Raw genomic sequence first — 23,774 nt, forward strand, 5'->3', positions numbered from 1 at the left:
GCAATCCCTACTGGCGAGTTCGGCCTCGGGTGCCGTGACAGACTGACGGCCGTGACAAAGGAGCAGGAACGCGCCCGCGCCAAGCGGCGCTACGAGCGCCAGCAGGTCCGCGAGGCAAAGAAGGCCGCCGAGGCCAAGCGGACCCGGCAGGCCGCGATCGTGACCGCCGTGATCATCGGCATGGTCGCGCTGTTCATCGTCATCGCCAAGAGCGTCGGCGGGGGCACGAGCACGGCCGGGCAGTCCTCGAGCACGACGAGTGCGTCGGTGGAGCCGAGCGCGGGTGCCCTGGCCGCCGGCTGCCACGCCCCGCCGGGAGTGCCGGGCAACACCGCCCAGCTGAGCAAGCCCTCCGCAGGGGACATCAAGGCGGTGACCGGCAAGACCATCCGGGCGCGGATCACCACCAACTGCGGCGACATCGTCATCGACCTGGACGGTGCTAAAGCGCCGCAGGCAGTGGCGTCCTTCTTGCAGCTCAGCCGCAACGGCTACTGGCAGAACGCCCCGTGCCACCGGTTGACCACGAAGGGGATCTTCGTCCTGCAGTGCGGCGATCCGACCGGCACCTCCCAGGGCACGCCAGGCTACAGCTTCGGGCTGGAGAACACCCCCAAGGACGATCTCTACAAGCGCGGCGTCCTCGCGATGGCGCGGCCGGGCAACAATGCGGAGGGCAACGGCGGCCAGTACTTCATCGTCTACCAAGACTCGACGATCCCCGCTGACGACGCGGGCGGCTACACGGTCTTTGGCACCGTCACGTCGGGGCTCGATATCGTGGACGAGATCGCCGCGGGCGGGGTGGTCGGTGGGGAAGTGGATGGCTCGCCGATCTTCCCGATCAGTACCCTGTCGATCACCACGGAGACGAAGGACTGACCAGTGAGCGACACGCCCACCCCACCGGCTGCGGACGCCGACCCGCAGCCCACCGCGCCCGCTGCCGACGCCGAATTCGCCGTTGACCAATCGTCGGTGGCCGCGCCCGAGGAGAGGTTGGCGAATTCGGAGCCCGTCGAGCCGGAGCCGAAGCCGGTGGCGGGGGACATGGAGGCCGTCGCCGAGGTGAGCGAGCCCGAGGGTGTCGAACCTGAGCCAGTGGCTGAGGTGGCCGAGGTGGTTGAACCTGCCGCACCCGAGCCGGTGGCCGAGCAGCCAGCTTCTCACGCCGTGCCGATGCCGAGCCCGGCGATGTTCGCCGCGCGGCCCAAGCCGGCGGCGACCCCCGCGGCGCCGGCACTTCCGCGGTCGGACTCGGCCCGCTTCGGGCGTGTCGGCGAGGACGGCACCGTCTATGTCACCGGGGCAGAGGGCGAGCGAGCGGTCGGCTCCTATCCGGGCGCCACCGCCGACGAGGCGCTGCAATACTTCGCGCGCAAGTACGACGAGCTGTTCGCCACGGCGGACTTGCTGCACCAGCGCGCGGTCGTCCCCGAGGTGGCCAGCAAGGATCTGGCCGACGGCCTGAAGGCGGTGCGCGAGCACGCCGCCGGAGCGAATGTCGTCGGTGACCTCGCCGCGCTCGATGCGTTGCTGACCTCGATCGAGACTGAGGTCGCCGCGAAACGGGAGGCCGAGACCCAGGCCCGGCAGCAGGCCAAGGCCGAGGCGATGACCGTCCGCGAGGCACTGGTCGTCGAGGCCGAGCGGATCGCGGCGCAACCCCCGGAGCGAGTGCAGTGGAAGTCCTCCGGAGAGGCGATGCGCGCGCTGCTGGATCAGTGGAAGGACCAGCAACGCGGGCGGGTGCGTCTCGATAAGGAGGCCGAGGCGGCGTTGTGGCAGCGATTCAGCCGTGCCCGCAACTCCTTCGACAAGGCCCGCCGTGCCCACTTCGCCGACCTCGAGGCGACCCGCTCGAGTGCCCGGGCAGCCAAGGAGCGGTTGGTCAAAGAGGCCGAGGCGTTGGCGGCCAGCAAGGACTGGGCGGCCACCGCCGGTGCCTTCAAGCGGCTGATGGATCAGTGGCGCCAGGCCGGGCGCGCGTCCCGCAGCGAAGATGACGCGCTGTGGGAGCGGTTCAAGGCCGCCCAGGACAGCTTCTTTGCCGCCAAGGATGCCGTCGTGGCCGCCGAGGACGCGGAGTTCCGGGCCAACCTCGAGGTCAAACTTGGGCTGCTCGCCGAGGCCGAGCGACTCCTGCCGATCACCAACCTCGATGCCGCCAAGGCCGCCCTGCGCACGATCCAGGACAAATGGGAGCACGCCGGCAAGGTGCCACGCGCCGACATCGACCGGACCGAGAAGGGCCTGCGCCGGATCGAAGGCGCGATCCGGGACGCCGAGGAGAAGAAGTGGCGCCGCACCAACCCCGAGGTCGCCTCGCGGGCCCACTCGCTGGCTACGCAGTTGGAGGCTTCGGTCGAGAAGCTGGAGAAGCAGCTCGCGGCGGCCGAGAGCGCTGGCAACACCAAACAGGTCGCCGACCTGACCGCCAAGCTGGCGGCGCAACGCTCGTGGCTGGAGCAGGCCCGCGGCGGGCTGGCGGAGTTCAGCGGCTAGAAACACCACAAAGCTCTCCGCTCCTGCCCACGCAGAGCGTGGGACCCAGTCGCTCCGATACGTTTCGGGGACCCCGACCATAAACAGACCCTTAGACGCGCCGCTCGCACGCCACACGCGGTTTCGGGGTTGGCTCGGCCGGTTCGGAACGATCCCCCGGACGGCGCCGGCCGCCGCAGTCCGCGGCTCAGCGCACGTTGGTCATCCTCCCCCTAGGCAGCAGCCTATTGCTCAGCCAGTAACCTCGGTTAGCAGAGGTTCCTCGCTGAGGGAAAGGATCACGATCGGGGAAGGGGGCCCGGGCCGCAATAGACTGCCGAGGACCGGCCCATCACCGGGCAGGGTGACCCCCGAGCGGGCGTCACGATCCGATCGCGAAGGAGCGAGGAGTCCCCGTGAAGGTTGGCGTCCCCAAAGAGGTCAAGAACCACGAGTATCGGGTCGGCATCACGCCGGTGGGGGTCAACGAACTCGTGCGGCACGGGCACGAGGTGCTGATCGAAAAGGACGCCGGGGCGGGCTCGTCGTTCACCGACGAGGAGTTCGCCGCGCAAGGAGCCCGCATCCTCGACTCGGCCGACGATGTGTGGGGCGAGGCCGAGATGGTGCTCAAGGTCAAGGAGCCGGTCGCCGAGGAATACCACCGGCTGCGGCCCGACCTGATCCTGTTCACCTACCTCCATCTCGCGGCCGACCAGCCGCTCACCGAGGAGCTGATGGCCAAGAAGGTCACCTCGATCGCCTACGAGACCGTCCAGCTGCCCTCGGGCCTGCTGCCGCTGCTCTATCCGATGTCGGAGGTCGCCGGGTGCCTGGCGCCACAGGTCGGGGCCCACGCGATGATGAAGCCGCAGGGCGGCCGAGGGGTGCTGATGGGCTGTGTCGGCGGCGTCGCCAACGCCAAGGTCGTCGTCCTCGGCGCCGGCGTCGCCGGCCAGAACGCCGCCAATATCGCGCTCGGCATGGGCGCCGAGGTGACCCTTCTCGACACCGACCTCGACAAGCTGCGGATGAGCTTTTGGCGCTACGACAACCGGGTGCGGCAAATCGCCTCCAACGCCTTGTCGGTCGAGAAGGAAGTCCTCGCGGCCGACATGGTCATCGGCACCGTGCTCATCCCCGGAGCCAAAGCCCCCAAGCTGGTCACCGACGCGATGGTCGCGGCGATGAAGCCCGGCTCCGTGCTCGTGGACGTCGCGATCGACCAGGGCGGTTGCTTCGAGGGCAGCCGGCCGACGACCCACGCCGACCCGACCTTCCCGGTGCACGAGTCGGTCTACTACTGCGTCGCCAACATGCCCGGGGCGGTGCCCAATACGTCCACGTGGGGCCTGACCAACGCCACGTTGCCGTATGCCGTTCGCCTCGCCGACCGCGGTTGGCAGGAGGCCCTGCGGGCCGACGCGGCACTGGCGCTCGGGCTCAACACCCACGCCGGTGAGGTCACCTGCCCGGGTGTCGCCGAGGCCTTCGGCCTGCCCTGCACCCAGCTAGCGACCGCCCTGGCGTGAGCACCGCCGGCGCCCGGCCCGATGGCCTCGGCCGGGCGCTGGCGGGGTGGCTGACCCAGCTTGACGTCGAGCGGGGGCTGTCGCGGCATACGCTCGCGGCTTATCGACGTGACGGGCGGCGCTATCTCGCCTTCCTGCGGGCCCGCGGGATCGACGATCTCGCCGCGGTCACCGAGGCCGACGTGACCGCCTTCCTCGCCGCGCTGCGCGCCGGGGATGCCGAGCACCAGCCGCTCGCCGCTTCCTCGGCGGCGCGCACGCTGGTTGCCGTGCGGACCTTCCACCGCTTCCTCACCCTTGACGACGCGCTGCCCGACGATCCGGCCGCCGGAGTGCGACCCCCGGCCGGGCCGGTTCGTCTCCCCAAGGCGATCACGCTCGAGGAGGTCACGCGTCTGCTGGAGGCCGCGTCGCTGGGGGATACGCCGGCGGCGTTGCGGGACCGCGCCTTGGTGGAGGTGCTCTATGGAGTTGGTGCTCGCATCTCGGAGGCGACCGGCCTGGACGTCGACGACCTTGACCTGCCCGAGGCGGTGGTGCGGCTGCGCGGAAAGGGCGCCAAGGAGCGGATCGTCCCGATCGGGTCGTATGCCGCCGCCGCCGTCACCGCCTACCTGGTGCGCGCCCGCTCGGGCCTGGCCACCCGCGGACGGGGCACGCCGGCGCTCTTCCTCAACCAGCGCGGCGGGCGGCTGACCCGGCAGGGCGCCTGGGGCATCCTGCGGGTGGCGGCCGAACGAGCCGATCTGGGGGGGAGGGTGAGCCCGCATACCCTGCGGCACTCCTTTGCCACCCACCTGCTGGAGGGGGGCGCGGACGTGCGGATCGTCCAGGAACTGCTCGGGCACGCCTCCGTGACGACCACCCAGATCTATACCAAGGTGAGCATCACCCAGCTGCGGGAGGTGTATGCCGGCAGTCACCCACGGGCACGCTGATAAGGTCGGGTTCGATCAGCGGGAGGCTGACCAGCACTGACCCCTGGAGGCAAGAGCACCGTGGACCGCGCCGACGTGCATTTGCTCGGCACCGAGGAAGCAGCGTTGGGGCAGTATGGCCCGACCGGTCGGCCGTTGCCCGCCTTCCCCGAGCCGGCGCCGCTGAGCGAGCACGGTCCGGCCCGGGTGATCGCCATGTGCAACCAGAAGGGTGGCGTCGGCAAGACCACGACGACGATCAACCTCGGCGCCGCGCTCGCCGAATACGGCCGCACCGTGCTGCTCGTCGACTTCGATCCGCAGGGCGCCCTGTCGGTCGGGCTCGGCATCAACGCCAACGAACTCGATGTGACGGTCTACAACCTGCTCATCGAGCGTGGACACGACATCAACGAGATGATCCGCCCCACCCGGGTCTCGGGCCTGGATCTCGTGCCGGCCAATATCGACTTGTCGGCCGCCGAAGTGCAACTGGTCGGCGAGGTCGCCCGCGAGCAGGTGCTCGCGCGGATCCTGCGACCGGTGCTCGACCGCTACGACGTCGTGCTCATCGACTGCCAACCGTCCCTCGGGCTGCTCACCGTCAATGCGCTCACCGCGGCGCACGGGGTGATCATCCCGCTGGAGACCGAATACTTCGCGATGCGCGGGGTCGCCCTGCTCGTTGAGACGATCGAGAAGGTCACCGACCGGCTCAATCCGCGCCTGCAGGTCGACGGGATCCTCGCGACCATGTATGACGGGCGCACCCTGCACGCTCGGGAGGTCGTCGAAAGCGTGGTCGGGCACTTCGGTGACCGGGTCTTCCATACGGTGATCTCGCGGACGGTGAAGTTCCCGGACGCAACCTTGGCCGCCGAGCCGATCACGACGTACGCCTCGGCGCACCAGGGGGCGGCGGCATACCGGCAGCTGGCTCGCGAGCTGATCGCCCGGGGCGGGGCCCCCTAGCCGCCATGGACGCCGACACCATCACCGCGCAGGTGACGGTCCCCGGCGGGGTGATCACCCGCCGCGCTCCTCAGGTCGCCTTCCACGTGCATCTGGACAACTTCGAGGGACCGTTCGACCTGCTGCTCGGCCTGATCGCCAAGCACAAGCTGGACATCACCGAGATCGCGTTGGCGCAGGTGACCGACGAGTTCATCGGCCACATCCGCCAGCGCCGGAATGCGGGGGACTGGGATCTGTCCCAGGCCAGCGAGTTCCTCCTCATCGCCGCGACCTTGCTCGACCTGAAGGCTGCCCGCCTGCTGCCTCAGCTCGACCCGGAGGACGACGACGATCTCGCGCTGATCGAGGCCCGGGATTTGTTGTTTGCCCGGCTGTTGCAGTATCGCGCGTTCAAGCAAGTCGCCGCGCTCTTTGACGACCGGATGCTGCGCAGCGCCGCCTTCGTGCCCCGCCAGGCCGGCCCGGAGCCCCGCTTTGCCGACCTGTTGCCTGAGCTGGTCATGGGTGTCACTCCGCAGCAGCTAGCGATGATCGCGGCCCGGGCGCTCACCCCGAAGGCGCCGCCGAGCGTGGGTGTCGAGCACCTGCACGCCCCGGCGGTCAGCGTCCAGGAGCAGGCCGCTCTGATCGCGGACCGGCTGAGGGACGAGGGCGCGGTCTCCTTCCGGGAACTGGTTGCCGATGCCGACACGACGCTGGTGATCGTGGCCCGCTTCCTCGCCCTGCTCGAGCTGTATCGGGAGGCGGCCGTCGCTTTCGAGCAGCCGCAGGCGTTGGGCGAGTTGACGATCCGCTGGATCGGCCCGAGCCTGGGCGCGGTCGCGGTGAGCGCCGAATTCGACCAGGAGGCGCGCGGTGACAACTGACAACAACCCCGTCAACAATCCCGTCAACAACCCCGCCGAGGTCGTCACTTTTGGCCGAGGTCTGACTACAAAACCACCGACCTCGACGAAAAATGACGACCTCAGCGGATTGAGGGAGGACGGCGCGGAGGGGGATGGCGCGACAGGGATCAGCGCAGCGATCGAGGCGATCCTCATGGTCGTCGACAGCCCGGTCGAGGAGGTCGCCTTGGCCAGCGCCTTGGCGGTGCCCGTCCCCGTCGTGATCGAGGCGCTCGCGGCGTTGCAGGCCGACTACGAGGGGCGCGGGTTTGCGCTGCGCAAGCTCGCCGGCGGCTGGCGGATCTATTCCCGCCCGGAGTATGTCGGCGCTGTGGAGAAGTTCCTGCTCGACGGTGCCCAGGCCAAGCTCACCCAGGCGTCGCTGGAGACGCTCGCCGTCATCGCCTATCGCCAGCCGATCTCGCGCGGCCGGGTCAGCGCGGTCCGTGGGGTCAACGTCGACGGCGTGGTGCGCACCCTGCTGACCCGTGGCCTGATCGAGGAGACCGGCACCGACCCCGAGAGCGGCGCCGTGCTCTACGGCACGACCGGCTACTTCCTCGAGCGTCTCGGCCTCAGCGACCTCGGTGAGCTGCCCGCCCTTGCGCCCTATCTGCCCGATGTGGACATCATCAACGAACTTGCCGAAAGAGGCTCCGAATGACCCCGCCCCACAAGCGTTCCGGAGGCAAGGGCGGCGCGTCCAAGCCGCGGCGCACCGGCAAGACCAAGCCCAGCCAGCCCACCCGCCCCCCAAAGCGCTCGCCGGAGGAGCACGTCGACGTGCACGTGCCCGACGGCATCCGGCTGCAGAAGCTGCTCGCCGCCGCGGGCGTCGGCTCTCGCCGCAAATGCGAGCAGCTGATCGCCGACGCCCGGGTCGAGGTCGACGGCCACCTCGTCACCGAACTCGGCGTGCGGGTCTCACCAACCGCGGTCGTGCACGTTGACGGCGAACGCGTCCAAACCGATCCCGAGCGGGTATACCTCGCGTTCAACAAGCCAGTCGGCGTCGTAACAACGATGAGCGACGACCTCGGCCGCCCCAACATCGGCGATTATGTCGCGCGCCGCCGGGAGCGGCTCTTCCACGTCGGCCGCCTCGATGTCGACACCGAGGGCCTGCTGCTGCTCACCAACGACGGCGAGCTGGCCCACCGGCTGCAACACCCGGCATACGGCATCCGCAAAACGTATGTGGCCCAAGTCGACGGGCCGATCCCGCGTGACCTCGGCAAGCGGCTCAAGGAGGGAGTCGAGTTGGAGGACGGACTGGTCACCGTCGACTCCTTCCGGCTGGTCGATGCCCTGCCGGGCAAGGCAATCGTCGAGATCGTGCTGCACGAGGGCCGCAAACACATCGTTCGGCGGCTGCTGGAGGCCGTTGGCCATCCCGTGCGTGCGCTCGCGCGCACCCAGGTCGGCCCGGTCCGCCTCGGTGACACCAAACCCGGCAAGTTCCGGCCGCTGACCTCGCGCGAGATCACCAGCCTGTATGCCGAAGCGGGCCTGTAGATGCCGCGTCGAGCGCCGCTCACTGGGCGCGTGCCCGAGCGCGTGCACATCATCGGCACCGGGCTGATAGGCACCTCGCTCGCCATCGCCTTGACTCAGCACACCGTCGAGGTGACCCTCGCCGACGCCTCACCGACGACCGCGGCCCTAGCCGCTGACCTGAGCGGCGGGGAGGTCGCCGACGGACTGGCCGCCGACATCGTCGTCGTGGCCACCCCGCCCGATGTGACGGCGGCGGTCGTGGCGGCGGCGTTGGCGCGGCACCCGGAGGCAACGGTGACCGATGTCGCCTCAGTCAAGGGCGTCGTCCGGGCGGAGCTCGCCGCCGCAGGCGCACCCGGCCTCGGCCGGTATGTCGGGGGCCACCCCATGGCCGGCCGCGAGCGGTCCGGGGCGATCTCGGCGCGCGGGGACCTGTTCGAGGGCCGCCCGTGGGTGGTCGCCGCCGTGGCGGACACCGAGCCGGACGCGGTGGCACTGGTCAAGGGGATGGCCGAGGCGGTCGGATCGGTCGTGACGCTGCTCGATCCGGGCGAGCACGACGAAGCCGTTGCCGCCGTCTCGCACGTGCCGCAGATCGCGGCTAGCTTGGTCGCGGCGCGGCTGGCCGACCTACCCGACACGGCCGTGGCCCTGGCCGGGCAGGGGGTGCGCGATGTCACTCGGATCGCCGCGAGCGACCCGCAGCTGTGGACCCAGATCCTCGCCGGGAACGCCCCGGCGGTCGCCCGAGTGCTCCGCGCAATCGCCACGGACCTCAGCGGCCTCATCACGGCATTGGAGGCCCTCGGGCCGGAGCCGACCGGAGCGGTCGTGGCCCCGGGGGCACGGGCGGCGCTGGCCGGGGCGATCCAGGCCGGCAATGCCGGGCACGCCCGGATCCCGGGCAAGCATGGGGCGGCACCGACGGCATACGCCAAGGTTGTGGTCTTGATTTCCGACCGCCCGGGGCAGCTCGGGCGGCTATTCCAGGATGTCGCTGACGCCGGGATCAACCTCGAAGAACTCGTTCTCGAGCACAGCCTGGGGGCCCAGTTCGGGTTGCTCGAGCTGTCTGTGCTGCCCGGTGTCGAAGCCGAGCTGCGGACCGAGCTGACCCGCAAGGGCTGGCGGCTGCATGCCTGAGTCACCCCACAGTCACCTCGCGACGGCCAAGGCCTGCGTGCCCCGGGCCACCAACTAGGCTGAGCGCCCATGAGCCGGCCCCTCGTCATCGCGATCGACGGGCCGTCCGGCTCGGGCAAATCCAGCGTGTCCAAGGCGATCGCCCGGCACTTCGGCATCGGCTACCTCGACACGGGCGCCATGTACCGCGCCGTCACTGTCTGGTGTCAGCGCCAGGGCATTGATCTCGGCGACCAGGCGGCGGTCGCCGCCGCGGCCGACGACCTGCCGCTTGCCCTCGGGGCCGACCCCAACGACGCGAGTGTCGAGCTGGACGGCGAGGATGTGTCCGAGGTGATCCGCAGCAGCGCGGTCTCGGCGGTGGTGTCGGCGGTGGCGACCAACCTCGACGTCCGCGCGATCCTGCAAGGCCAGCAGCGGGCGCTCATCGAGGCAATCGGCGAGGACTGGGGTGGGGTGGTCGCCGAGGGCCGCGACATCACCACGGTCGTCGCCCCGGACGCCGACGTGCGCGTGCTGCTCACGGCCAGCGAGGCCGCGCGCCTGGCCAGGCGCAGCACCGAACTGCACGGGCGCGCCGACGATGATACGGTCGCCGCTACCCACGACGAGATCGTGCGCCGGGACAGGGACGATGCCACCGTGTCCGAATTCCAGGTTGCCGCCGATGGTGTGGTCACGCTCGACACCTCCGCCTTGAGCTTCGCGCAGAGCGTGGCCGCGGTGATCGCCGTGGTCGAGGCACGGCAGCACAACGTGGAGGACCCACGGTGAGCACCGAGAGCGACCTGACGACTGCCCTGCGCGCCGGGCTGGCCGACTTCGAGCTGACGCCCGAGGACCAGGCGCTCGTCGACGGTCACCTCGTCCACGGGGGGGAGGAGGACCAGGACGGGCCGCTCCCGGTGCTCGCCATCATCGGTCGGCCCAATGTCGGCAAGTCCACGCTCGTCAACCGGATCCTGCGCCGCCGGGAGGCGGTCGTCGAGGACGTCCCCGGCGTCACCCGCGACCGAGTGGCCTATGCCGCCGAGTGGTCCGGTCGCCGGTTCACGATCGTCGACACCGGCGGCTGGGTCCTGGATGCGACCGGCATCCACCTGCGGGTCGCCGAGCAGGCCGAGGTCGCCGTCGAGCTGGCCGACGCCGTCCTCTTTGTCGTCGACGCGACCGTCGGCGCGACCGATGACGACGAGGCGGTTGTGCGGATGCTGCGTCGGGCCGGCAAGCCGGTCCTGTTGGTCGCCAACAAGGTCGACGACGAACGGACCGAGGCCGACGCGATGACGTTGTGGAACCTCGGGCTCGGCCAGCCGCACCCCGTCTCCGCGCTGCACGGCCGCGGATCAGGTGACCTGCTCGATGCCATCCTCGAGGTGCTGCCCGAAACCTCCGCGGTCGCCGAGGCGTATCCACGCAGCGGCCCCCGCCGCGTCGCGCTGATCGGGCGGCCCAATGTCGGCAAGTCCTCGCTGCTCAACAAGCTGGCCGGCACGGACCGGGTGGTCGTCGATGCGGTCGCCGGGACGACCAGGGACCCGGTCGACGAGCTGATCGAGCTCGGCGGCCAGACCTGGCGGTTCGTCGACACCGCGGGGATCCGCCGACGGGTGCACCAAAGCCGTGGCGCCGACTTCTATGCCTCGCTGCGCACCCAGACGGCGCTGGAAAAGGCCGAGGTCGCGATCGTCCTCATCGACGTCAGCGAGCCGATCAGCGAACAGGACATCCGCGTGGTCCAGCAGGTCATCGACGCCGGCCGGGCACTGGTCATCGCCTACAACAAGTGGGATCTGCTCGATGAGGAGCGGCGCTACTACTTGGAGAAGGAGATCGAGCGCGAACTGGTCCAGGTCACCTGGGCGCCGCGAGCGAACATCTCGGCCCGGACCGGGCGGCATACGGACAAACTGGTTGCGGCGCTGGAGACGGCGCTCGGCTCCTGGGATCAACGGGTGCCGACCGCGCGCCTGAACGCCTTCCTCGGCGAGGTTGTTGCGGCCCAACCACACCCGGTTCGCGGCGGGAAGCAGCCGCGGATCCTGTTCGCGACCCAGGCGGGCACCCGCCCGCCGCGGTTCGTCATCTTTGCCTCCGGCTTCCTCGAGGCCGGCTATCGCCGCTTCCTGGAGCGCAAACTGCGCGAGCAGTTCGGGTTTGACGGCACGCCGATCGAGATCTCGGTCCGGGTGCGCGAGAAGCGTCGCCGCTAGCCGCCGAGCACCGCGCCGCCGAGCACCACGAGCGCGCTCAGGCCCGCGAGCCCGACCAGCCACGCGAGGGTATGCCGCTGCGCCGCGCCGTAACCAGCCGCCGCTCCCGAGAGGACCGTTCCGGGGATGAGGAAGTGCCCGCCGAGCGCATTGGTCGCCCAGGTCGCGCCGACCGCGATCGCGACGGCGATCGCCGCGGGATTCCGGGTCGCCGCCCGCTCGGCCATGGTCGCGGCAAGCGTGGCCACGACCATGGCCGCGCCGGCATACCAGATCGCGTGGCCGGCCAGCTCGTCCCACAAGAACGCGGCTGCGCTCGGCTGGGCGTTGCCGATCGAGTTGGCGGCCAAGTGGATCCCGTGACCCTGGGTGTAGAGGAGGCCGGCCACCCCAAACCCGATCCAGGTCCGCCGACCCACGCCCGCCGCGAGCAGCGTGCCAGCGGCGAGCCCGAGCACGGCATACGGGAGAAGCAGATCGGCCCAGTCCACCCAGCTGCTCCCGCGCCAGCGCGCGTCTCCAGGCGGCAGCACACCAAGGTGATGCCCGAGACCGTATGCCGCTCCTGTCGCGAGCAGGCGCCGCCGGTACTCACCCTCCTTCGCTGCCTGCTCGCCCGCCATGCGCACATCATCGCGCCGCACGGAACCGATTCGAGGCGCGGGCACGCCGTGGGGTAAGGTGACGACCGCCTCCCGCTGCGTGGGGGGCATTGCCACGGGCTGTGGCGCAGCTTGGTAGCGCACTTGACTGGGGGTCAAGGGGTCGCAGGTTCAAATCCTGTCAGCCCGACCACGTAGTTCAGCGGCTTTGACCGCTGGGCGAGTTCTCCTGCCTGCTGAATTCTTCCTCCACAAGGACCGGTAATCAGATTTTCGGGACTACGGGGAAAGCAGTACCGATGGTTCCCTCGCCTCGTGCATATCAGGCGATAGCTGTGGGCTTATGCGCCGAGAAGTTCCAGCGTTCGGTCGAGCACGTCCTGTTCGGCCGTGGGCACGGGCGCCCCGATCTGCTCACGCAAGCCGGTGGCTTCGGCCAGTCGGTCGGCGGCCTCATCCACGTCCCCGGCGAGCGCGGCGAGCAGGGCGAGTTCCTCGGCAGAACTGGCCTGGCGCCACCGGTCCCCGAGGCGGCGGTGCTCGATGAGCGCGGCCTGCTGCATCCGGCGGGCCCGCTGCTCATCCCCGCGCAGCCTGGCGATGACGCCGCGCTGGTTGAGGCTCCAGGCGATGCCTTCGGGGAAGTCGTGGCGCTCGCTGATGTCCTGGGCCCGGCGCAGCAGGGCGTCGGCCTCGCCGAGCCGGCCCTGCAGGCGGGCGATGACACCGCGGTTCATAGCCGCCCACACGGTGACCTCGCCCTCGGGCAGGCGGGCGGCTGCGCGCTGAGCGCGTCCCGCCTCCGTCACGGCGCTGTCGATATCACCGGCTAGCCACTCGACGAGGACGAGCGCGTTCAACTGCTCGGCCAGGCTGAGCGCGGCCGGGTTGTCGGGCGTGGGCTCCTCGGCCAGATCCTCCAGGATCGCCAGCGCCTGGCGATGCCATGCGCGGGCCGCGACATACTGGGCGCGTTCCCGGCAGATGGCTCCCAGCCGGCCCAGCGCCCACGCCTCGGCCGAGCGTTCACCGCCGGCGTGGAAGAGCGCGCGCGCGGCGTCGACCGCCGGGTAGGCGTTCTCGTAGTCGCATTCGAGAAAGGCCAACCCCCCGGACACACCGAGGGCTCGCGCCCGCAGCTGGTGAAGCCGATCGTCCTCGTTCAGCCCGGCAGCCGCCGCGAGGGCCTCTCGCGCCCACGCCCGCCCCTGGGCGTAGCGGCCGCGAAGGTAACACCATCGCCATACCGAACCCGCGACGCGCAACGCCAGCAGCGGATCGTTGAGGGCAGCCCACGCCATCGCCGCATCCACATCCTCAGCGCTCGCGTCCAGCGCCCGCAAGATGGCATCGGCCGATTCACCGGCCAACTGCGGGTCGGCGCCGGCCAGCTTCGCAGCGACCAGCTCGGTATGCCGCCGCCGCACCAGATCCGTCTCGCCGCGCCCGGCCAGTTCCCGCGCCGCGACGGCGCGCACGACCGAGAGCATCCGGAACATGGCTTGACCATCCAGATCCGGGGCCCGGACCAGCAACGAGGTGGCGACCAGGGTCGAGAGCCCGGCAGCCGTGTCGGCGGCTGATATCCCCAACAGCTGTTGGGCGTCCGCCTGACTGAACGCGGCAGCAAAGACCGACAGCCGGGACACGATGTCGCGCTCATCCGGCCGCAACACCTCCCGGCTCCAACCGACGACGCCCTCGGCGAGCGTGCTCGTCAGGTCGTCGGGCTCGGCGAGGCGGACGAAGCGATCGTCGGCCAAGCTGGTGGAGACGGCGGCGGCCAGCTCGGGCAGGCCCATGATGTCGGTGCGTCTGGCCACCACCTCGATGGCCAGTGGCAGCCCGTCCACCTGTGCGCAAATCCGGTGGACCGCATCGACATCCGCCAGGCTCATCGACCGGCCCGGCGGGCGGTCGGCCACGCGCAAGAACAGCTCGGTCGCAGGCGCAGCCCGCAAGTCCTGCTCGGTCTGCGGCCTGCACGCCACAGCAAGCGGAAGGAGGGCGTGACTGCGTTCGCCGGGGATCCGCAACCGCCGCCTGGAGGTGACGAGGAATTGCAGCCCCGGTGTCCGGGACACCAGGGCCACAACGAGGTGCCGGCAGCGGTCCAGCACGTGCTCGGCGTTGTCGCAGACGACGAGCATCTCCCGCCCGGCGACGTTCGCGGCCAACGACTCCACGCTTCCTCCGCAGCGGACCCCGAACGCCTCGGCGATCCCGTCCCACCAGGCCTGCGGATCGCGCAGGGTCGCCATCCGGATCCACACCACGCCATCGGGCCGGCCGGCGCTGGCCCGCTCGGCCACGGCCGCGGCGCACCGGGTCTTGCCGACCCCGCCCGGCCCGGTGAGCGTGACGAGGCGGCTGCCGGTATCCAGCAACTCGCTGACTGCGGCGACATCGCCGTCCCGCCCGACCAGGTCCCCGACCCACGTCGGCACCGGCGGCGGGGCGCTACCTCCGGCGTCGGGCACCCGCAGCCACGACGACCGCTCGCTCTCGTCGAGTTCCATGGCCTCGGCGAGGAGGACCAGGGTCGAGATCCGCGGGGTGCGGCGGCCCCGCTCCAGCAAGGAGACGCCCTCGACACTCATGCCGGACAACTCGGCCAGGTCGGCTTGGGTCAGCCCACGGCTACGCCGCAGCCGGCGCAGCTCCTCGCCCAGGGCCATGACCGGATCCCGCCCTCAGGACGTGGCGGTTGTCGTCATCGGCCCAGGTTAGCGAGCCCCCGCGGTCGGGCACAGCACCCGGACAGCACCCGGACAGTCTTCGCCGCTGCACGGATGGGGCATCGTCCCGGCACACGGGCTGCCTAGCGTAACGGCCGTCCAGGTGGGACGAGGACGCCAGACATGAGCATGGTGAGGGGCAGACATGCGTTACACACCAGTCGCGCAAACAACACGCGGGGCTCGCGGCACGCGCCACCGCAGCTACTTCTGGGGCGGTTAGGCACTCAACAGGCGTAGGTGCCGTGCACAATTGCCCGGCCAGCGGTCTTGAAGGCGAGGTTGAACGACACGACGGCGCCGCTGGCGTTCTCATCGACACCCAAAGACTCCTCGGTCACCGCGTGCACGACGAAGTAGTAGCGGTGCGGGAAGGCGTCCCCTGAAGGGGGCGCGGCGCCCATGAACGCGTGCTCCCCCATGTCGTGCTTGCACATGAACGCTGATCCGGGCAGCGCCGCGCCCGCGGCACCCGCGCCTGCGTCGAGGCTGGTCACGTCGGCGGGCACGTCCACGAGGATCCAGTGCCAGAAGCCACAGGGCGTCGGGGCGTCCGGGTCGAAGCAGGTGACGGTGAAGCTCTTGGTGCCCTCCGGGGCGCCCGACCAGGACAGTTGCGGCGACCTGTTGCCGTGGGCGGCGACCTGATCGTCCTTGAGTGGCTGGCCATCGGTGACGTCGGAGCTGGTGACGACGAAGGACGGCACATGGGGAAGGAGCGGGTAGGGATCGGGCGACTGAGTACGTTCGAGGCTCATGGCTCCAACCTAGCGCCGGCCGGCCGGGAGAAAAATGTAACCGGACAGGTATCAGGTAGGTCAGCAGCCGCTCTTGATCGTCAGTGCGCCGCAGCACGAGCGAGCACCGACACCCGGAGGGAAAGACCAATGTCCACGATCAGCAAGCGAACCCTGTTGAGCGCCGTCACCACCGTCGGCGCGTTGGGCGCAATCGCTGCCAGCAGCGTGCCGGCCGGTGCCGCGAGTCAGGGGTCCAAGCCGGTTCCTGCACCCCCGACCAGCGTCGACCGGTCCATCCTCGCCACCGAGGCCGCCGCGGGAGCGCGGGTCTCGACCCCGGCGAACGGCCGCGCCGCCGAGACCCTGGTCCGCAAGCGGATCGCCGCGTATGTCGCCAAGCACGGCACGACGTACTCCTTCGCCAGCTACCTCGATGTCAGCACGGGCAAGGTCGTCGTCGAGTCCGACGCACCCGCCGCCCTGGTCGCCAAGCTGACCGACCTCAGTGGGCAGCGCGCCGCGGCCGGGGCGCGGATCACGACCACATCGACCGGCACCGATGATCTGTACAGCCGACGCGACGATGTCGCGCCGTTCTATGGCGGCGGCGGCATCCGTTACGGCGGCGGCCTGTGCTCCTCCGGATATACGATCATCGACTCCGCCGGGTTCAGGTACATGGTCACCGCCGGGCACTGCTTCCCCGTCAATGCGGCGGTCACCACCGAGTCCGGCGCCAATGCGTACGGCACGATGGTCGCCCGGGTACTGCCTAACAACGGCGGCGGTCCGCGCGACATGGGCGCGATCTATGGGGCGTCCTACTCCTACCGGATCTTCACCGGCGGGGTCTGGAGCGCCAGCAGCCTGCCCGTCGTCGGCGCGGGCGATGCCGTGCAGGGCTACGCCAACTACTGCCACAGCGGCCGGGCCACCGGCGAGCGCTGCGGCCACCGGGCCGCCAATGTCAACGCCCAGGTGTGCACCAACACCGGCTGCAAGTATCCCGTCGTCGCGTTGAAGGGCGGCACAATGGCCAAGGCGGGCGACTCCGGAGCCCCGTACTACGTCAAGGACAGCTCCAACGTGTGGATTCGCGGGCACGTCATCGCCGGCAACCGCACGACAACCTTTGCGGAGAAGTGGGGCAAGGTGGCCGCCTACTGGGGCGTGACGATCGCTACCAGCTGACGAGTCCGCGGCCGAACCATCGAGTGAGCGCGAAGCGCCGCAGTCCGCCCAGGACGGTCACGGCGGTCGCGTTCACTCGATCGGTCATCCCATGCATTACCGTCACCTGAACGTTGAAGCTACGGCAATCCGGTCGATAATCTCGGCCAAGATCTCCGGTGAGGTCGCGATATTCAGCCGGGCGTGACCCTCGCCCGCCGGCCCGAAGCTAGGCCCCGAGTTCAGCGCGACCTTGGCCCGGTCGCGGAAGAAGGTGGCCGGATCCTCCCCGAGGCCCAGGGCCCGGCAGTCCAGCCACATCAGATAGGTCGCCTCCGGCATCCGGACAGCGACGCCCGGCAGCTGCGCGGCCAGCCGGTCTACGACCAGCCGCCGGTTGGCATCGAGTTCGGTGAGCAACTGCACCAGCCAGGCGTCGCCGTGGTTCCACGCCGCCGCGTGCGCATAGACCCCAGACAGGCTGGCGTTCGGGCCGTGAGCCATCCCGGCAAAGGCGCCCGTGTCCCCGGGCGCGGCCACGACCACCCCGGCCTTGAGCGCCGCGAGCGAGAACGTCTTGGCCGCCGAGTGAACGGCAAAGCCCCGCTCGATCCCGGGAAGGCTCAGATACGGCGTGAACCGCGCCTCGGCATACACCAACGGGCCGTGGATCTCATCGGAGATCACGCTGACGCCGTGCTGGTCGGCGAGCCGGGCGACCTCGCTCAACTCGGCTTCCGTGTGCACCACACCCGTCGGGTTGTGCGGATTGCACAGCAGGTATGCCGCGCGCCGCCCGCCTGCAGCCGCACCCGCGAACGCCTCCTCCAGCCCGGCCAGATCGAGGCGACCGCTCTCGGTCATGGCCGCCCGCCGCACCTGTCGGCCGATCAGCGCCGGGAAATGCTCGAAGGGCGGATATACCGGATCGTTGATCACGACGACATCGCCGGGATCGGTCACCTGGAGCAACACGACGAGGATGCCCATCATGACGTCCGGCGAGAGCACGGCCCGGTCCGGCTCGACGGCCCAGTCCCAGTGCCGGTCGGCGAACGCCGCGAACGCCTCGACGTAGCGATCCTTGAGGGGATAGCCGGTGTCGCCGAGTTCGAGCATGCGGCGAATCGCGTCCTGGACGGGCTCGGCGATCGTGCAGTCCATCTCGGCCACCCACGCCGGGATGATGTCGTCGGGATAAAGACGCCATTTGGCGCTCACCCGCTCGCGCAACTGCTCGAGGGGCAAACCAAAGATGGGCTCGGGCATGGGGGCGAATGTAGTCGACCCCGCACGAACGTTTAGGCTTCGTCCGTGCAGGCGGCAGGGAGTTCAGGCGCAGCTGCGGCCCCGTCCGATCGCGTCTGGACGATCCCCAACATCCTTTCGATGGTGCGCCTGGTCGGCGTCCCGGTCTTCCTCTGGGCGATCCTGAGCCGGCACGACACGCTCGCGCTCGTCATCCTCATGCTGTCCGGGATCACCGACTACCTGGACGGCAAAATCGCCCGGACATTCGGGATGATGTCCAAACTCGGCGAGGTCCTCGACCCGATCGCCGACCGGCTCTACATTTTCGCCACCCTCCTCGGACTGGGCTGGCGCGAGATCATCCCGTGGTGGCTCGTCGGCGTCATCGTCGCCCGCGAAGCGCTGCTGACAATTCTGCTCCTGATCAGCCGCCGCGACGGCCTGCGTGAGCTGCCGGTCAACTTCGTCGGCAAGGCGGCCACGTTCAACCTCCTCTACGCCTTCCCCTGCTTGCTCCTCGCCGAGGGGAGCGGCACCCTCGCCAGCTGGGCCCGGCCGATCGGCTGGGGCTTCGCCTGGTGGGGTGTCAGCCTCTATTGGGTTGCCGGACTGATGTATGTCGTGCAGTTGCGCCGCTTCCGGGCCGCGGTGCGCCCCCGCACATGACTCGCGCTTCGGCCAGCGGGCCGCCTGCCCGCCGGCTCGATGAGTCGATGACCTTGCTCACCTCCATGCAGGAGCGCCCCCTCGATCCCGGATATGCCGCGGCTGCGCAGCGGCGCCGACGTAGCGGCCAGCCAGCGTCGGTCTCGGTCCGCACCCCCGGAGCATTCGCGGCGGCGCTGCTCGTGGGGCTCGTCTTGTCGGTGGGCGCGATGGCGCTGCGCTCGGGTGCCTCCGATTCAGCCGTGGTGCGCGCGAACCTGATCGAGCGCATCGAGAGCCGGCGCGTCGAGGCTGACGACCGCGCCGCGCACATCGCCGCCACCGAGGGAGAGATCGCCGGGCTGGAGAGCGCGGCCTTGGAGCAGGGGCGCTTCGGGGGGGTAGCGGCCCGCGTCGAGCAGCTGCGGTTGGCCGCTGGCACGGTGGCGGTGACCGGTCCGGGGCTGGTCGTCACGCTCGATGACGACCCCCGCGCCCGGGACACACCGGCGGACGGGGAAGGCATCGTCCTGTCGCGCGATCTGGCCATCGTCGTCAACGCCCTGTGGGCGGCCGGGGCCGAGGCAATCGCGATCGACGATCAACGGCTGTCGGCGCGTTCGGCGATCCGGTTCGCGGGGGATGCGATCCTGGTCAACTTCCGGCCCCTGGTGCCTCCCTATGCGATCGAGGCCATCGGTGACCCGGAATCGCTGCCGGCGGCCTTCGCACAGGGCGACGGCGCGGCATACCTGAAGTCGCTGAGCGACAATTTCGGGGTGGTGACCGATGTGACGATCGCTGATCACGTGGATCTGCCCGCAGCGAGCGGCCTGACCACGAGCCTGGCCAAACCGTTGGAGCCCGGCCGATGATCCCCGCGCTTGGCCTGATCGCGGGCATCGTCATCGGGGTGGTCTTCCGGCCGGACGTCCCGATCTGGCTGCTCCCTTATCTGCCGATCGCGGTGATCGCCGCCCTCGATGCCGTCTTCGGCGGCGTGCGCGCCGTCCTGGACGGCATCTTTGACGACAAGGTCTTCGTCGTCTCGTTCCTGTCCAATGTCCTGGTGGCCGCGTTCATCGTCTTCCTCGGTGACAAGCTCGGCGTCGGCTCCCAGATGTCGACCGGTGTCATCGTCGTGCTCGGGGTGCGGATCTTTTCCAATGTCGCCTCGATCCGGCGTCACCTGTTCCACGCATGACACCCCGAGAACGCGACCGGTTGGGCGGCGCCGCGCCGGCATCCACGGCCGCTATCTGGCGGCGCCTGGCGCGCATGGCCAGCCCGCGCCTAACCCGGGCCAATCTCTTCGTCACGGCGTTGGCCACGCTGCTCGGCTTCGCCATCGCCACCCAGGTGCAAGCCAATCGCACCCAGCCGCTGGAGACCTTGCGCGAGGACGAACTCGTGCGGGTCTTGGAGGACGTCACCCAAAATGGGCAACGACTCGGCGCCGAGGTGCGCGAGTTGGAACGGACCCGAGATGCCCTGCGCAATAGCGCGTCGGACAGCACCGCGGCCCTTGACACTGCCCGTGAACGGGCCGATGCGTTGGGGATTCTCGCGGGCACCGTGCCGGCGATCGGCCCGGGAATCCAGATCACCATCACCGACCCCGGCCACAAGGTCACGTCCACCCTCCTGCTCGACGCGGTCCAGGAGTTGCGTGACGCCGGGGCCGAGGCGATCCAGTTGGGCGAGGTGCGGGTGGTTGCGTCCACGGCCTTGACCGATGCCGACGGGGGAGTGCTGGCGGCGGGGGAGACGGTCAGCGCCCCCTACTCCTTGTGGGCCATCGGTGACTCCGCCACGTTGGCCTCCGCGATGGAGATCCCGGGAGGAGTAGTCGAGTCCGTCCAGCGCCTCGGCGGGACCGCCGACGTGCGCCCGCGCGAGACCGTCCGGATCACCGCGCTGGCCTCGCGTGCCAGCATGCGGCACGCCGCGCCGGCGTCCCCGTCGGGGAGTCCGACCACGTAGCCGGGTGTGCGCGTCGCCGCGGCCCGTTAAGGTGATCACACCCCACCATCAAGGAGACCTGACGTGAGCGAATTCGATTATCCCGAGGAACTGCGATACACCAGTGATCACGAGTGGGTGCGCGTCGGGGCCGACGGCCAGGTCCGCATCGGGATCACGGCTTATGCGCAGGACGCCCTGGGCGACGTGGTCTATGTCTCTCTCCCCGCGACCGGCGACACGATCACCGCTGGGGACGCCTGCGGGGAGATCGAGTCCACCAAGTCGGTGAGCGACCTCTCCGCACCGCTGTCCGGCACGGTCACGGCCGTCAACGCCGCCCTCGAGGACGCCCCAGAGCTGCTCAACAGCGACCCCTATGGTGAGGGCTGGTGCTATGAGCTGGAACTCGATGATCCCGCAGCCCTCGATGCGCTGATGGATGCAACCGCCTATAAGGCCAACCTCGGATAATCAGTCATGCCGCACCCGCACCCGGGTGTGGCGGCAGGAGAGCAGCAGTGATGAGCGAGAACCCCCCGGGTCCCGGTCAACCGCCTCCCGGTCAATCCGGGCCCGGGCAGGAGGCACCGGAGACAGCTCCGTCGCCGCGCCCAGATCCGGCCACCCAGCGCATTCCTGCGGCCGGGACCGAGCCGGCCGAGTGGGCCGACTACGACGTCGGGATGACGAGGGAGGACATCGGCTTGATCGATGCCCTCCGACCCGGCACCGCGTTGCTGATTGTGCAGCGTGGCGCCAACACCGGCGCCCGCTTCCTGCTGGACAACGCCGTGGTCACGGCGGGGCGCGGCCCAGACAGCGACATCTTTCTCGACGATGTCACGGTCTCACGTCGGCATGCCGTCTTCTCGCGGGAGGACGAACGCTTCAGCGTGCGTGATGTCGGCTCGCTCAACGGCACCTACGTCAATCGCACGCGGATCGATGAGGTTGTGCTCGCCAATCGTGATGAGGTGCAGATCGGCAAGTTCCGGCTGGTCTTCCATCAGGCCAAGGGCTGAGCCAGCACTCGTGCACCCGTCTCGTTCGTCCCTGCTGAGCATCGGCACCGTCCTGCGGCGGTTGCAGGAGGACTTCCCCGATCTCACCCTGTCCAAGATTCGGTTCCTCGAGACCGAAGGGCTAATCACGCCGGTGCGGACAGCATCGGGCTATCGCCAGTTCACCGCCGCCGACGTTGACCGGCTCCGCTTTGTCTTGACGGCGCAGCGGGATCGGTTCTGGCCGCTGAAAGTCATCCGGGAAGCACTCGACGCCAAGGACCGGGGGTTGCCGATCCCGGGTGATACCGCCGTGAGCGGGCGGCCACGAGTGCCGGCGGCGAGCGCGGACCCCGACCTTCCCGACAGTTCCGCGCTTCGAGTGTGCGACGGGCCACGGCTGACCGCGGCCGAGTTGGCCGAAGCAGAGGGGGCCAGCGCGGAGCTGATCGGTGAACTCGCCAACTTCGGGCTGCTGCGCCCAGATCGAGATGGGCTCTTCCCCGGAGAGTCGGCGCGGATCACGGCGGCCGCGGCCCGGCTGGTGGCCGCGGGGATCGAGGTCCGCCACCTGCGCCCCTTCCGCGTGGCCGCCGAACGGGAAGTCGGCTTGATCGACTACGCGGCGGCGACCGCCGGCCGCCCCGATCCGGCGGAGATCGCCCAGGCCGGGCTCGCCTTGCACACGGCCTTGGTCAAGGACGAGTTGGCTCGTCGGCCCTGATCCGGCTGCGCCAATCCCGGCTCGCCCGGGCCCGGCGTCAGCCGGGCGGGCAGCGGCGAGGGTACGGTGGTCAGATGAAGCATCTCGACGTCCTCGGCGTGCGGGTCGAACTTCCGACCAATCAGCCGATCGTCCTGCTGCGGGAGCGGGACGGCGCCCGGCACCTGCCGATCTGGATCGGCGCCGCGGAGGCCACTGCCATCGCCTATGCCCAGCAGGGGGTCGTGCCGCCGCGGCCGATGACCCATGATCTGCTGGCCAGCGTCATCGCCGCCCTGGGCAGCCGGATTCAACGGGTGCGGATCGACAAGCTGACCGACGGGGTCTTTCACGCGACGCTGGTTTTCGACGGCGGCGTGGAGGTCGATTCCCGGTCCTCGGACGCCATCGCGCTGGCGATCCGCGTCGGCGCCGACGTCGTCACGACCGACGAGGTGCTCGACACCGCGGGGATCACGATGGCCGAGGAAAGCGACGACGAGGTCGAGCGCTTCAAGGAGTTCCTGGACCACGTCTCGCCGGAAGACTTCGACCAGGCCCAGCCCGACAATCCTTAAAGGTTAACTTTATGGTCATGTTACAAATGGGATTCATGTGGCGCGACACGCCCGAAGGGTCAGTTGAGCTTTGGTCGTTGACGCGAGACTGGCGACGTCTTACCGTCTGAATCACACCCCGGTTATTCTCTGGAGGCAGCGTGGGCACATCGACGAACGGGTCGGAGGATGCAGGCCTCGTGCACGCCACCCAAGACGTGCTCTTCGACGACCTGGAGAATGCCTATGAGGACGTCGGCTATCGTGGCGTGACCGCGTGCAAGGCGGCCGGCATCACCTACCGGCAGCTCGACTATTGGGCGCGCACCGGGCTCGTCGAGCCCTCCGTTCGCACGGCCAGCGGCTCGGGGTCGCAGCGGCTTTACGGCTTCCGCGACATCCTCGTCCTCAAGGTCGTCAAACGCCTGCTCGATACCGGGGTTTCCCTGCACCAGATCCGGCTGGCGATCGAGCATCTGCGCGAGCGCGGCGTCCACGACCTCGCTCAGGTGACCCTGCTTAGCGATGGGGCGTCGGTGTTCGAGTGCACCTCGCCCACCGAGATGTTCGACCTGCTCCAGGGCGGGCAGGGCGTCTTTGGCATCGCCCTGGGCAAGGTCTGGCTTGAAGTCGAGGGCTCGCTTGCGCATTTGCCAAGCGAAACCCCCGATGGTGGCCCCTCCATCCCGGTGCATCCGGGCGACGAGTTGAGCGCTCGCCGCGCCGCGCGCGTCGGATAACCGCTCGACGCACT

The 23,774-nt window shown here is 69.7% G+C and carries 25 protein-coding genes and 1 tRNA gene; 22 read left to right on the forward strand and 4 right to left on the reverse strand.

The genetic code is table 11. The features are described 5' to 3' along the window. Positions 1 to 51: 51 nt before the first annotated feature. The 11 genes from V9G19_RS06270 to der all read left to right on the forward strand — a co-directional run bounded on the left by V9G19_RS06270 (position 52) and on the right by der (position 11,648). Positions 52 to 882 carry a peptidylprolyl isomerase gene (locus V9G19_RS06270; RefSeq protein WP_462284625.1) on the forward strand — a complete coding sequence of 277 codons (831 nt, stop codon included), beginning with the start codon at positions 52 to 54 and terminating at the stop codon, positions 880 to 882. A gap of 3 nt (positions 883 to 885) precedes the next feature. Then, positions 886 to 2,505: a DUF349 domain-containing protein gene (locus V9G19_RS06275; RefSeq protein ID WP_462284626.1), complete on the forward strand. Its 1,620-nt coding sequence runs from the start codon at positions 886 to 888 to the stop codon at positions 2,503 to 2,505. A gap of 395 nt (positions 2,506 to 2,900) precedes the next feature. Next, a complete protein-coding gene (ald, locus tag V9G19_RS06280; RefSeq protein WP_462284627.1) occupies positions 2,901 to 4,016 on the forward strand; it encodes an alanine dehydrogenase in 1,116 nt (371 codons plus the stop codon). Next, on the forward strand, positions 4,013 to 4,954 hold the full coding sequence (locus V9G19_RS06285) for a site-specific tyrosine recombinase XerD (protein ID WP_462284628.1): 942 nt from the start codon (positions 4,013 to 4,015) through the stop codon (positions 4,952 to 4,954). Before ald ends, V9G19_RS06285 begins: the two co-directional genes overlap by 4 nt. A gap of 60 nt (positions 4,955 to 5,014) precedes the next feature. Continuing rightward, positions 5,015 to 5,905: a ParA family protein gene (locus tag V9G19_RS06290; protein WP_462284629.1), complete on the forward strand. Its 891-nt coding sequence runs from the start codon at positions 5,015 to 5,017 to the stop codon at positions 5,903 to 5,905. Positions 5,906 to 5,910: 5 nt separating this feature from the next. Further along, positions 5,911 to 6,774, forward strand: a complete 864-nt coding sequence (locus tag V9G19_RS06295; RefSeq protein WP_462284630.1) for a segregation and condensation protein A — start codon at positions 5,911 to 5,913, stop codon at positions 6,772 to 6,774. A gap of 109 nt (positions 6,775 to 6,883) precedes the next feature. Next, entirely contained in the window at positions 6,884 to 7,459 is a 576-nt protein-coding gene (gene scpB, locus V9G19_RS06300; protein WP_462285034.1) for an SMC-Scp complex subunit ScpB, read from the forward strand. After that, a complete protein-coding gene (locus tag V9G19_RS06305; protein WP_462284631.1) occupies positions 7,456 to 8,310 on the forward strand; it encodes a pseudouridine synthase in 855 nt (284 codons plus the stop codon). Before scpB ends, V9G19_RS06305 begins: the two co-directional genes overlap by 4 nt. A 30-nt stretch (positions 8,311 to 8,340) precedes the next feature. Beyond that, the gene (locus tag V9G19_RS06310) at positions 8,341 to 9,435 is read left to right on the forward strand and encodes a prephenate dehydrogenase (protein WP_462284632.1); all 1,095 of its coding nucleotides are present in this window, start codon (positions 8,341 to 8,343) and stop codon (positions 9,433 to 9,435) included. 69 nt (positions 9,436 to 9,504) lie between these two features. Next, positions 9,505 to 10,209, forward strand: coding sequence for a (d)CMP kinase (gene cmk, locus V9G19_RS06315; RefSeq protein WP_462284633.1), 705 nt, complete (start codon positions 9,505 to 9,507; stop codon positions 10,207 to 10,209). Continuing rightward, positions 10,206 to 11,648 carry a ribosome biogenesis GTPase Der gene (der, locus tag V9G19_RS06320; protein ID WP_462284634.1) on the forward strand — a complete coding sequence of 481 codons (1,443 nt, stop codon included), beginning with the start codon at positions 10,206 to 10,208 and terminating at the stop codon, positions 11,646 to 11,648. The genes cmk and der overlap by 4 nt, the downstream gene beginning before the upstream one ends. On the opposite strand, the gene V9G19_RS06325 is transcribed toward der, so the two are convergent. Further along, a complete protein-coding gene (locus tag V9G19_RS06325) occupies positions 11,645 to 12,271 on the reverse strand; it encodes a hypothetical protein (RefSeq protein WP_462284635.1) in 627 nt (208 codons plus the stop codon). The two genes, der and V9G19_RS06325, sit on opposite strands and share 4 nt — an antisense overlap. A 95-nt stretch (positions 12,272 to 12,366) precedes the next feature. Between V9G19_RS06325 and V9G19_RS06330 the strand changes: the two genes are divergently transcribed. Next, positions 12,367 to 12,443, forward strand: a tRNA-Pro gene (locus V9G19_RS06330). A 148-nt stretch (positions 12,444 to 12,591) separates the two neighbouring features. Here the strand turns inward: V9G19_RS06330 and V9G19_RS06335 are convergent. After that, complete coding sequence (locus V9G19_RS06335; protein ID WP_462284636.1) at positions 12,592 to 14,928, reverse strand: ATP-binding protein; 2,337 nt, start codon at positions 14,926 to 14,928, stop codon at positions 12,592 to 12,594. Between the two features lie 287 nt (positions 14,929 to 15,215). Further along, entirely contained in the window at positions 15,216 to 15,746 is a 531-nt protein-coding gene (locus V9G19_RS06340; protein ID WP_462284637.1) for a YbhB/YbcL family Raf kinase inhibitor-like protein, read from the reverse strand. A 129-nt stretch (positions 15,747 to 15,875) separates the two neighbouring features. On the opposite strand from V9G19_RS06340, the gene V9G19_RS06345 reads away from it, so the two are divergent. After that, positions 15,876 to 16,919 (forward strand): chymotrypsin family serine protease, encoded by a 1,044-nt coding sequence (locus tag V9G19_RS06345; protein ID WP_462284638.1) that lies wholly within the window; start codon positions 15,876 to 15,878, stop codon positions 16,917 to 16,919. Positions 16,920 to 17,021: 102 nt separating this feature from the next. Here V9G19_RS06345 and V9G19_RS06350 read toward each other — a convergent pair whose 3' ends face one another. Then, on the reverse strand, positions 17,022 to 18,167 hold the full coding sequence (locus tag V9G19_RS06350) for a MalY/PatB family protein (protein WP_462284639.1): 1,146 nt from the start codon (positions 18,165 to 18,167) through the stop codon (positions 17,022 to 17,024). A 45-nt stretch (positions 18,168 to 18,212) separates the two neighbouring features. On the opposite strand from V9G19_RS06350, the gene V9G19_RS06355 reads away from it, so the two are divergent. The 9 genes from V9G19_RS06355 (at position 18,213) to V9G19_RS06395 (ending at position 23,760) form a co-directional block, all read left to right on the forward strand. Further along, on the forward strand, positions 18,213 to 18,815 hold the full coding sequence (locus V9G19_RS06355; protein WP_462284640.1) for a CDP-alcohol phosphatidyltransferase family protein: 603 nt from the start codon (positions 18,213 to 18,215) through the stop codon (positions 18,813 to 18,815). Continuing rightward, positions 18,812 to 19,669, forward strand: coding sequence for a DUF881 domain-containing protein (locus V9G19_RS06360; RefSeq protein ID WP_462284641.1), 858 nt, complete (start codon positions 18,812 to 18,814; stop codon positions 19,667 to 19,669). Before V9G19_RS06355 ends, V9G19_RS06360 begins: the two co-directional genes overlap by 4 nt. Continuing rightward, positions 19,666 to 19,998 carry a small basic family protein gene (locus V9G19_RS06365; protein ID WP_462284642.1) on the forward strand — a complete coding sequence of 111 codons (333 nt, stop codon included), beginning with the start codon at positions 19,666 to 19,668 and terminating at the stop codon, positions 19,996 to 19,998. The genes V9G19_RS06360 and V9G19_RS06365 overlap by 4 nt, the downstream gene beginning before the upstream one ends. Further along, positions 19,995 to 20,777: a DUF881 domain-containing protein gene (locus tag V9G19_RS06370; RefSeq protein ID WP_462284643.1), complete on the forward strand. Its 783-nt coding sequence runs from the start codon at positions 19,995 to 19,997 to the stop codon at positions 20,775 to 20,777. Before V9G19_RS06365 ends, V9G19_RS06370 begins: the two co-directional genes overlap by 4 nt. Positions 20,778 to 20,840: 63 nt before the next feature. Further along, positions 20,841 to 21,230 (forward strand): glycine cleavage system protein GcvH, encoded by a 390-nt coding sequence (gene gcvH, locus V9G19_RS06375; RefSeq protein ID WP_462284644.1) that lies wholly within the window; start codon positions 20,841 to 20,843, stop codon positions 21,228 to 21,230. A 50-nt stretch (positions 21,231 to 21,280) separates the two neighbouring features. Beyond that, positions 21,281 to 21,781 carry an FHA domain-containing protein gene (locus V9G19_RS06380; protein ID WP_462284645.1) on the forward strand — a complete coding sequence of 167 codons (501 nt, stop codon included), beginning with the start codon at positions 21,281 to 21,283 and terminating at the stop codon, positions 21,779 to 21,781. A 10-nt stretch (positions 21,782 to 21,791) separates the two neighbouring features. Continuing rightward, entirely contained in the window at positions 21,792 to 22,484 is a 693-nt protein-coding gene (ftsR, locus tag V9G19_RS06385) for a transcriptional regulator FtsR (RefSeq protein WP_462284646.1), read from the forward strand. 74 nt (positions 22,485 to 22,558) lie between these two features. After that, positions 22,559 to 23,041 (forward strand): bifunctional nuclease family protein, encoded by a 483-nt coding sequence (locus tag V9G19_RS06390; protein WP_462284647.1) that lies wholly within the window; start codon positions 22,559 to 22,561, stop codon positions 23,039 to 23,041. A gap of 140 nt (positions 23,042 to 23,181) precedes the next feature. Further along, a complete protein-coding gene (locus V9G19_RS06395) occupies positions 23,182 to 23,760 on the forward strand; it encodes a MerR family transcriptional regulator (protein WP_462284648.1) in 579 nt (192 codons plus the stop codon). Positions 23,761 to 23,774 lie beyond the last annotated feature (14 nt).

Source organism: Nostocoides sp., assembly GCF_037045025.1.
Classification (GTDB): Bacteria; Actinomycetota; Actinomycetes; order Actinomycetales; family Dermatophilaceae; genus Nostocoides_A.

Bases quoted from the DNA above. Each gene is read 5' to 3' on its own strand.
- V9G19_RS06370 (WP_462284643.1), top strand. From the start codon at position 19,995: ATGACACCCCGAGAACGCGACCGGTTGGGCGGCGCCGCGCCGGCATCC.
- V9G19_RS06360 (WP_462284641.1), top strand. From the start codon at position 18,812: ATGACTCGCGCTTCGGCCAGCGGGCCGCCTGCCCGCCGGCTCGATGAG.
- V9G19_RS06380 (WP_462284645.1), top strand. From the start codon at position 21,281: ATGAGCGAGAACCCCCCGGGTCCCGGTCAACCGCCTCCCGGTCAATCC.
- V9G19_RS06325 (WP_462284635.1), bottom strand. From the start codon at position 12,271: ATGGCGGGCGAGCAGGCAGCGAAGGAGGGTGAGTACCGGCGGCGCCTG.
- V9G19_RS06350 (WP_462284639.1), bottom strand. From the start codon at position 18,167: ATGCCCGAGCCCATCTTTGGTTTGCCCCTCGAGCAGTTGCGCGAGCGG.
- cmk (WP_462284633.1), top strand. From the start codon at position 9,505: ATGAGCCGGCCCCTCGTCATCGCGATCGACGGGCCGTCCGGCTCGGGC.
- V9G19_RS06305 (WP_462284631.1), top strand. From the start codon at position 7,456: ATGACCCCGCCCCACAAGCGTTCCGGAGGCAAGGGCGGCGCGTCCAAG.
- V9G19_RS06340 (WP_462284637.1), bottom strand. From the start codon at position 15,746: ATGAGCCTCGAACGTACTCAGTCGCCCGATCCCTACCCGCTCCTTCCC.
- V9G19_RS06390 (WP_462284647.1), top strand. From the start codon at position 22,559: ATGAAGCATCTCGACGTCCTCGGCGTGCGGGTCGAACTTCCGACCAAT.
- V9G19_RS06335 (WP_462284636.1), bottom strand. From the start codon at position 14,928: ATGGCCCTGGGCGAGGAGCTGCGCCGGCTGCGGCGTAGCCGTGGGCTG.
- V9G19_RS06345 (WP_462284638.1), top strand. From the start codon at position 15,876: ATGTCCACGATCAGCAAGCGAACCCTGTTGAGCGCCGTCACCACCGTC.
- V9G19_RS06295 (WP_462284630.1), top strand. From the start codon at position 5,911: ATGGACGCCGACACCATCACCGCGCAGGTGACGGTCCCCGGCGGGGTG.
- V9G19_RS06365 (WP_462284642.1), top strand. From the start codon at position 19,666: ATGATCCCCGCGCTTGGCCTGATCGCGGGCATCGTCATCGGGGTGGTC.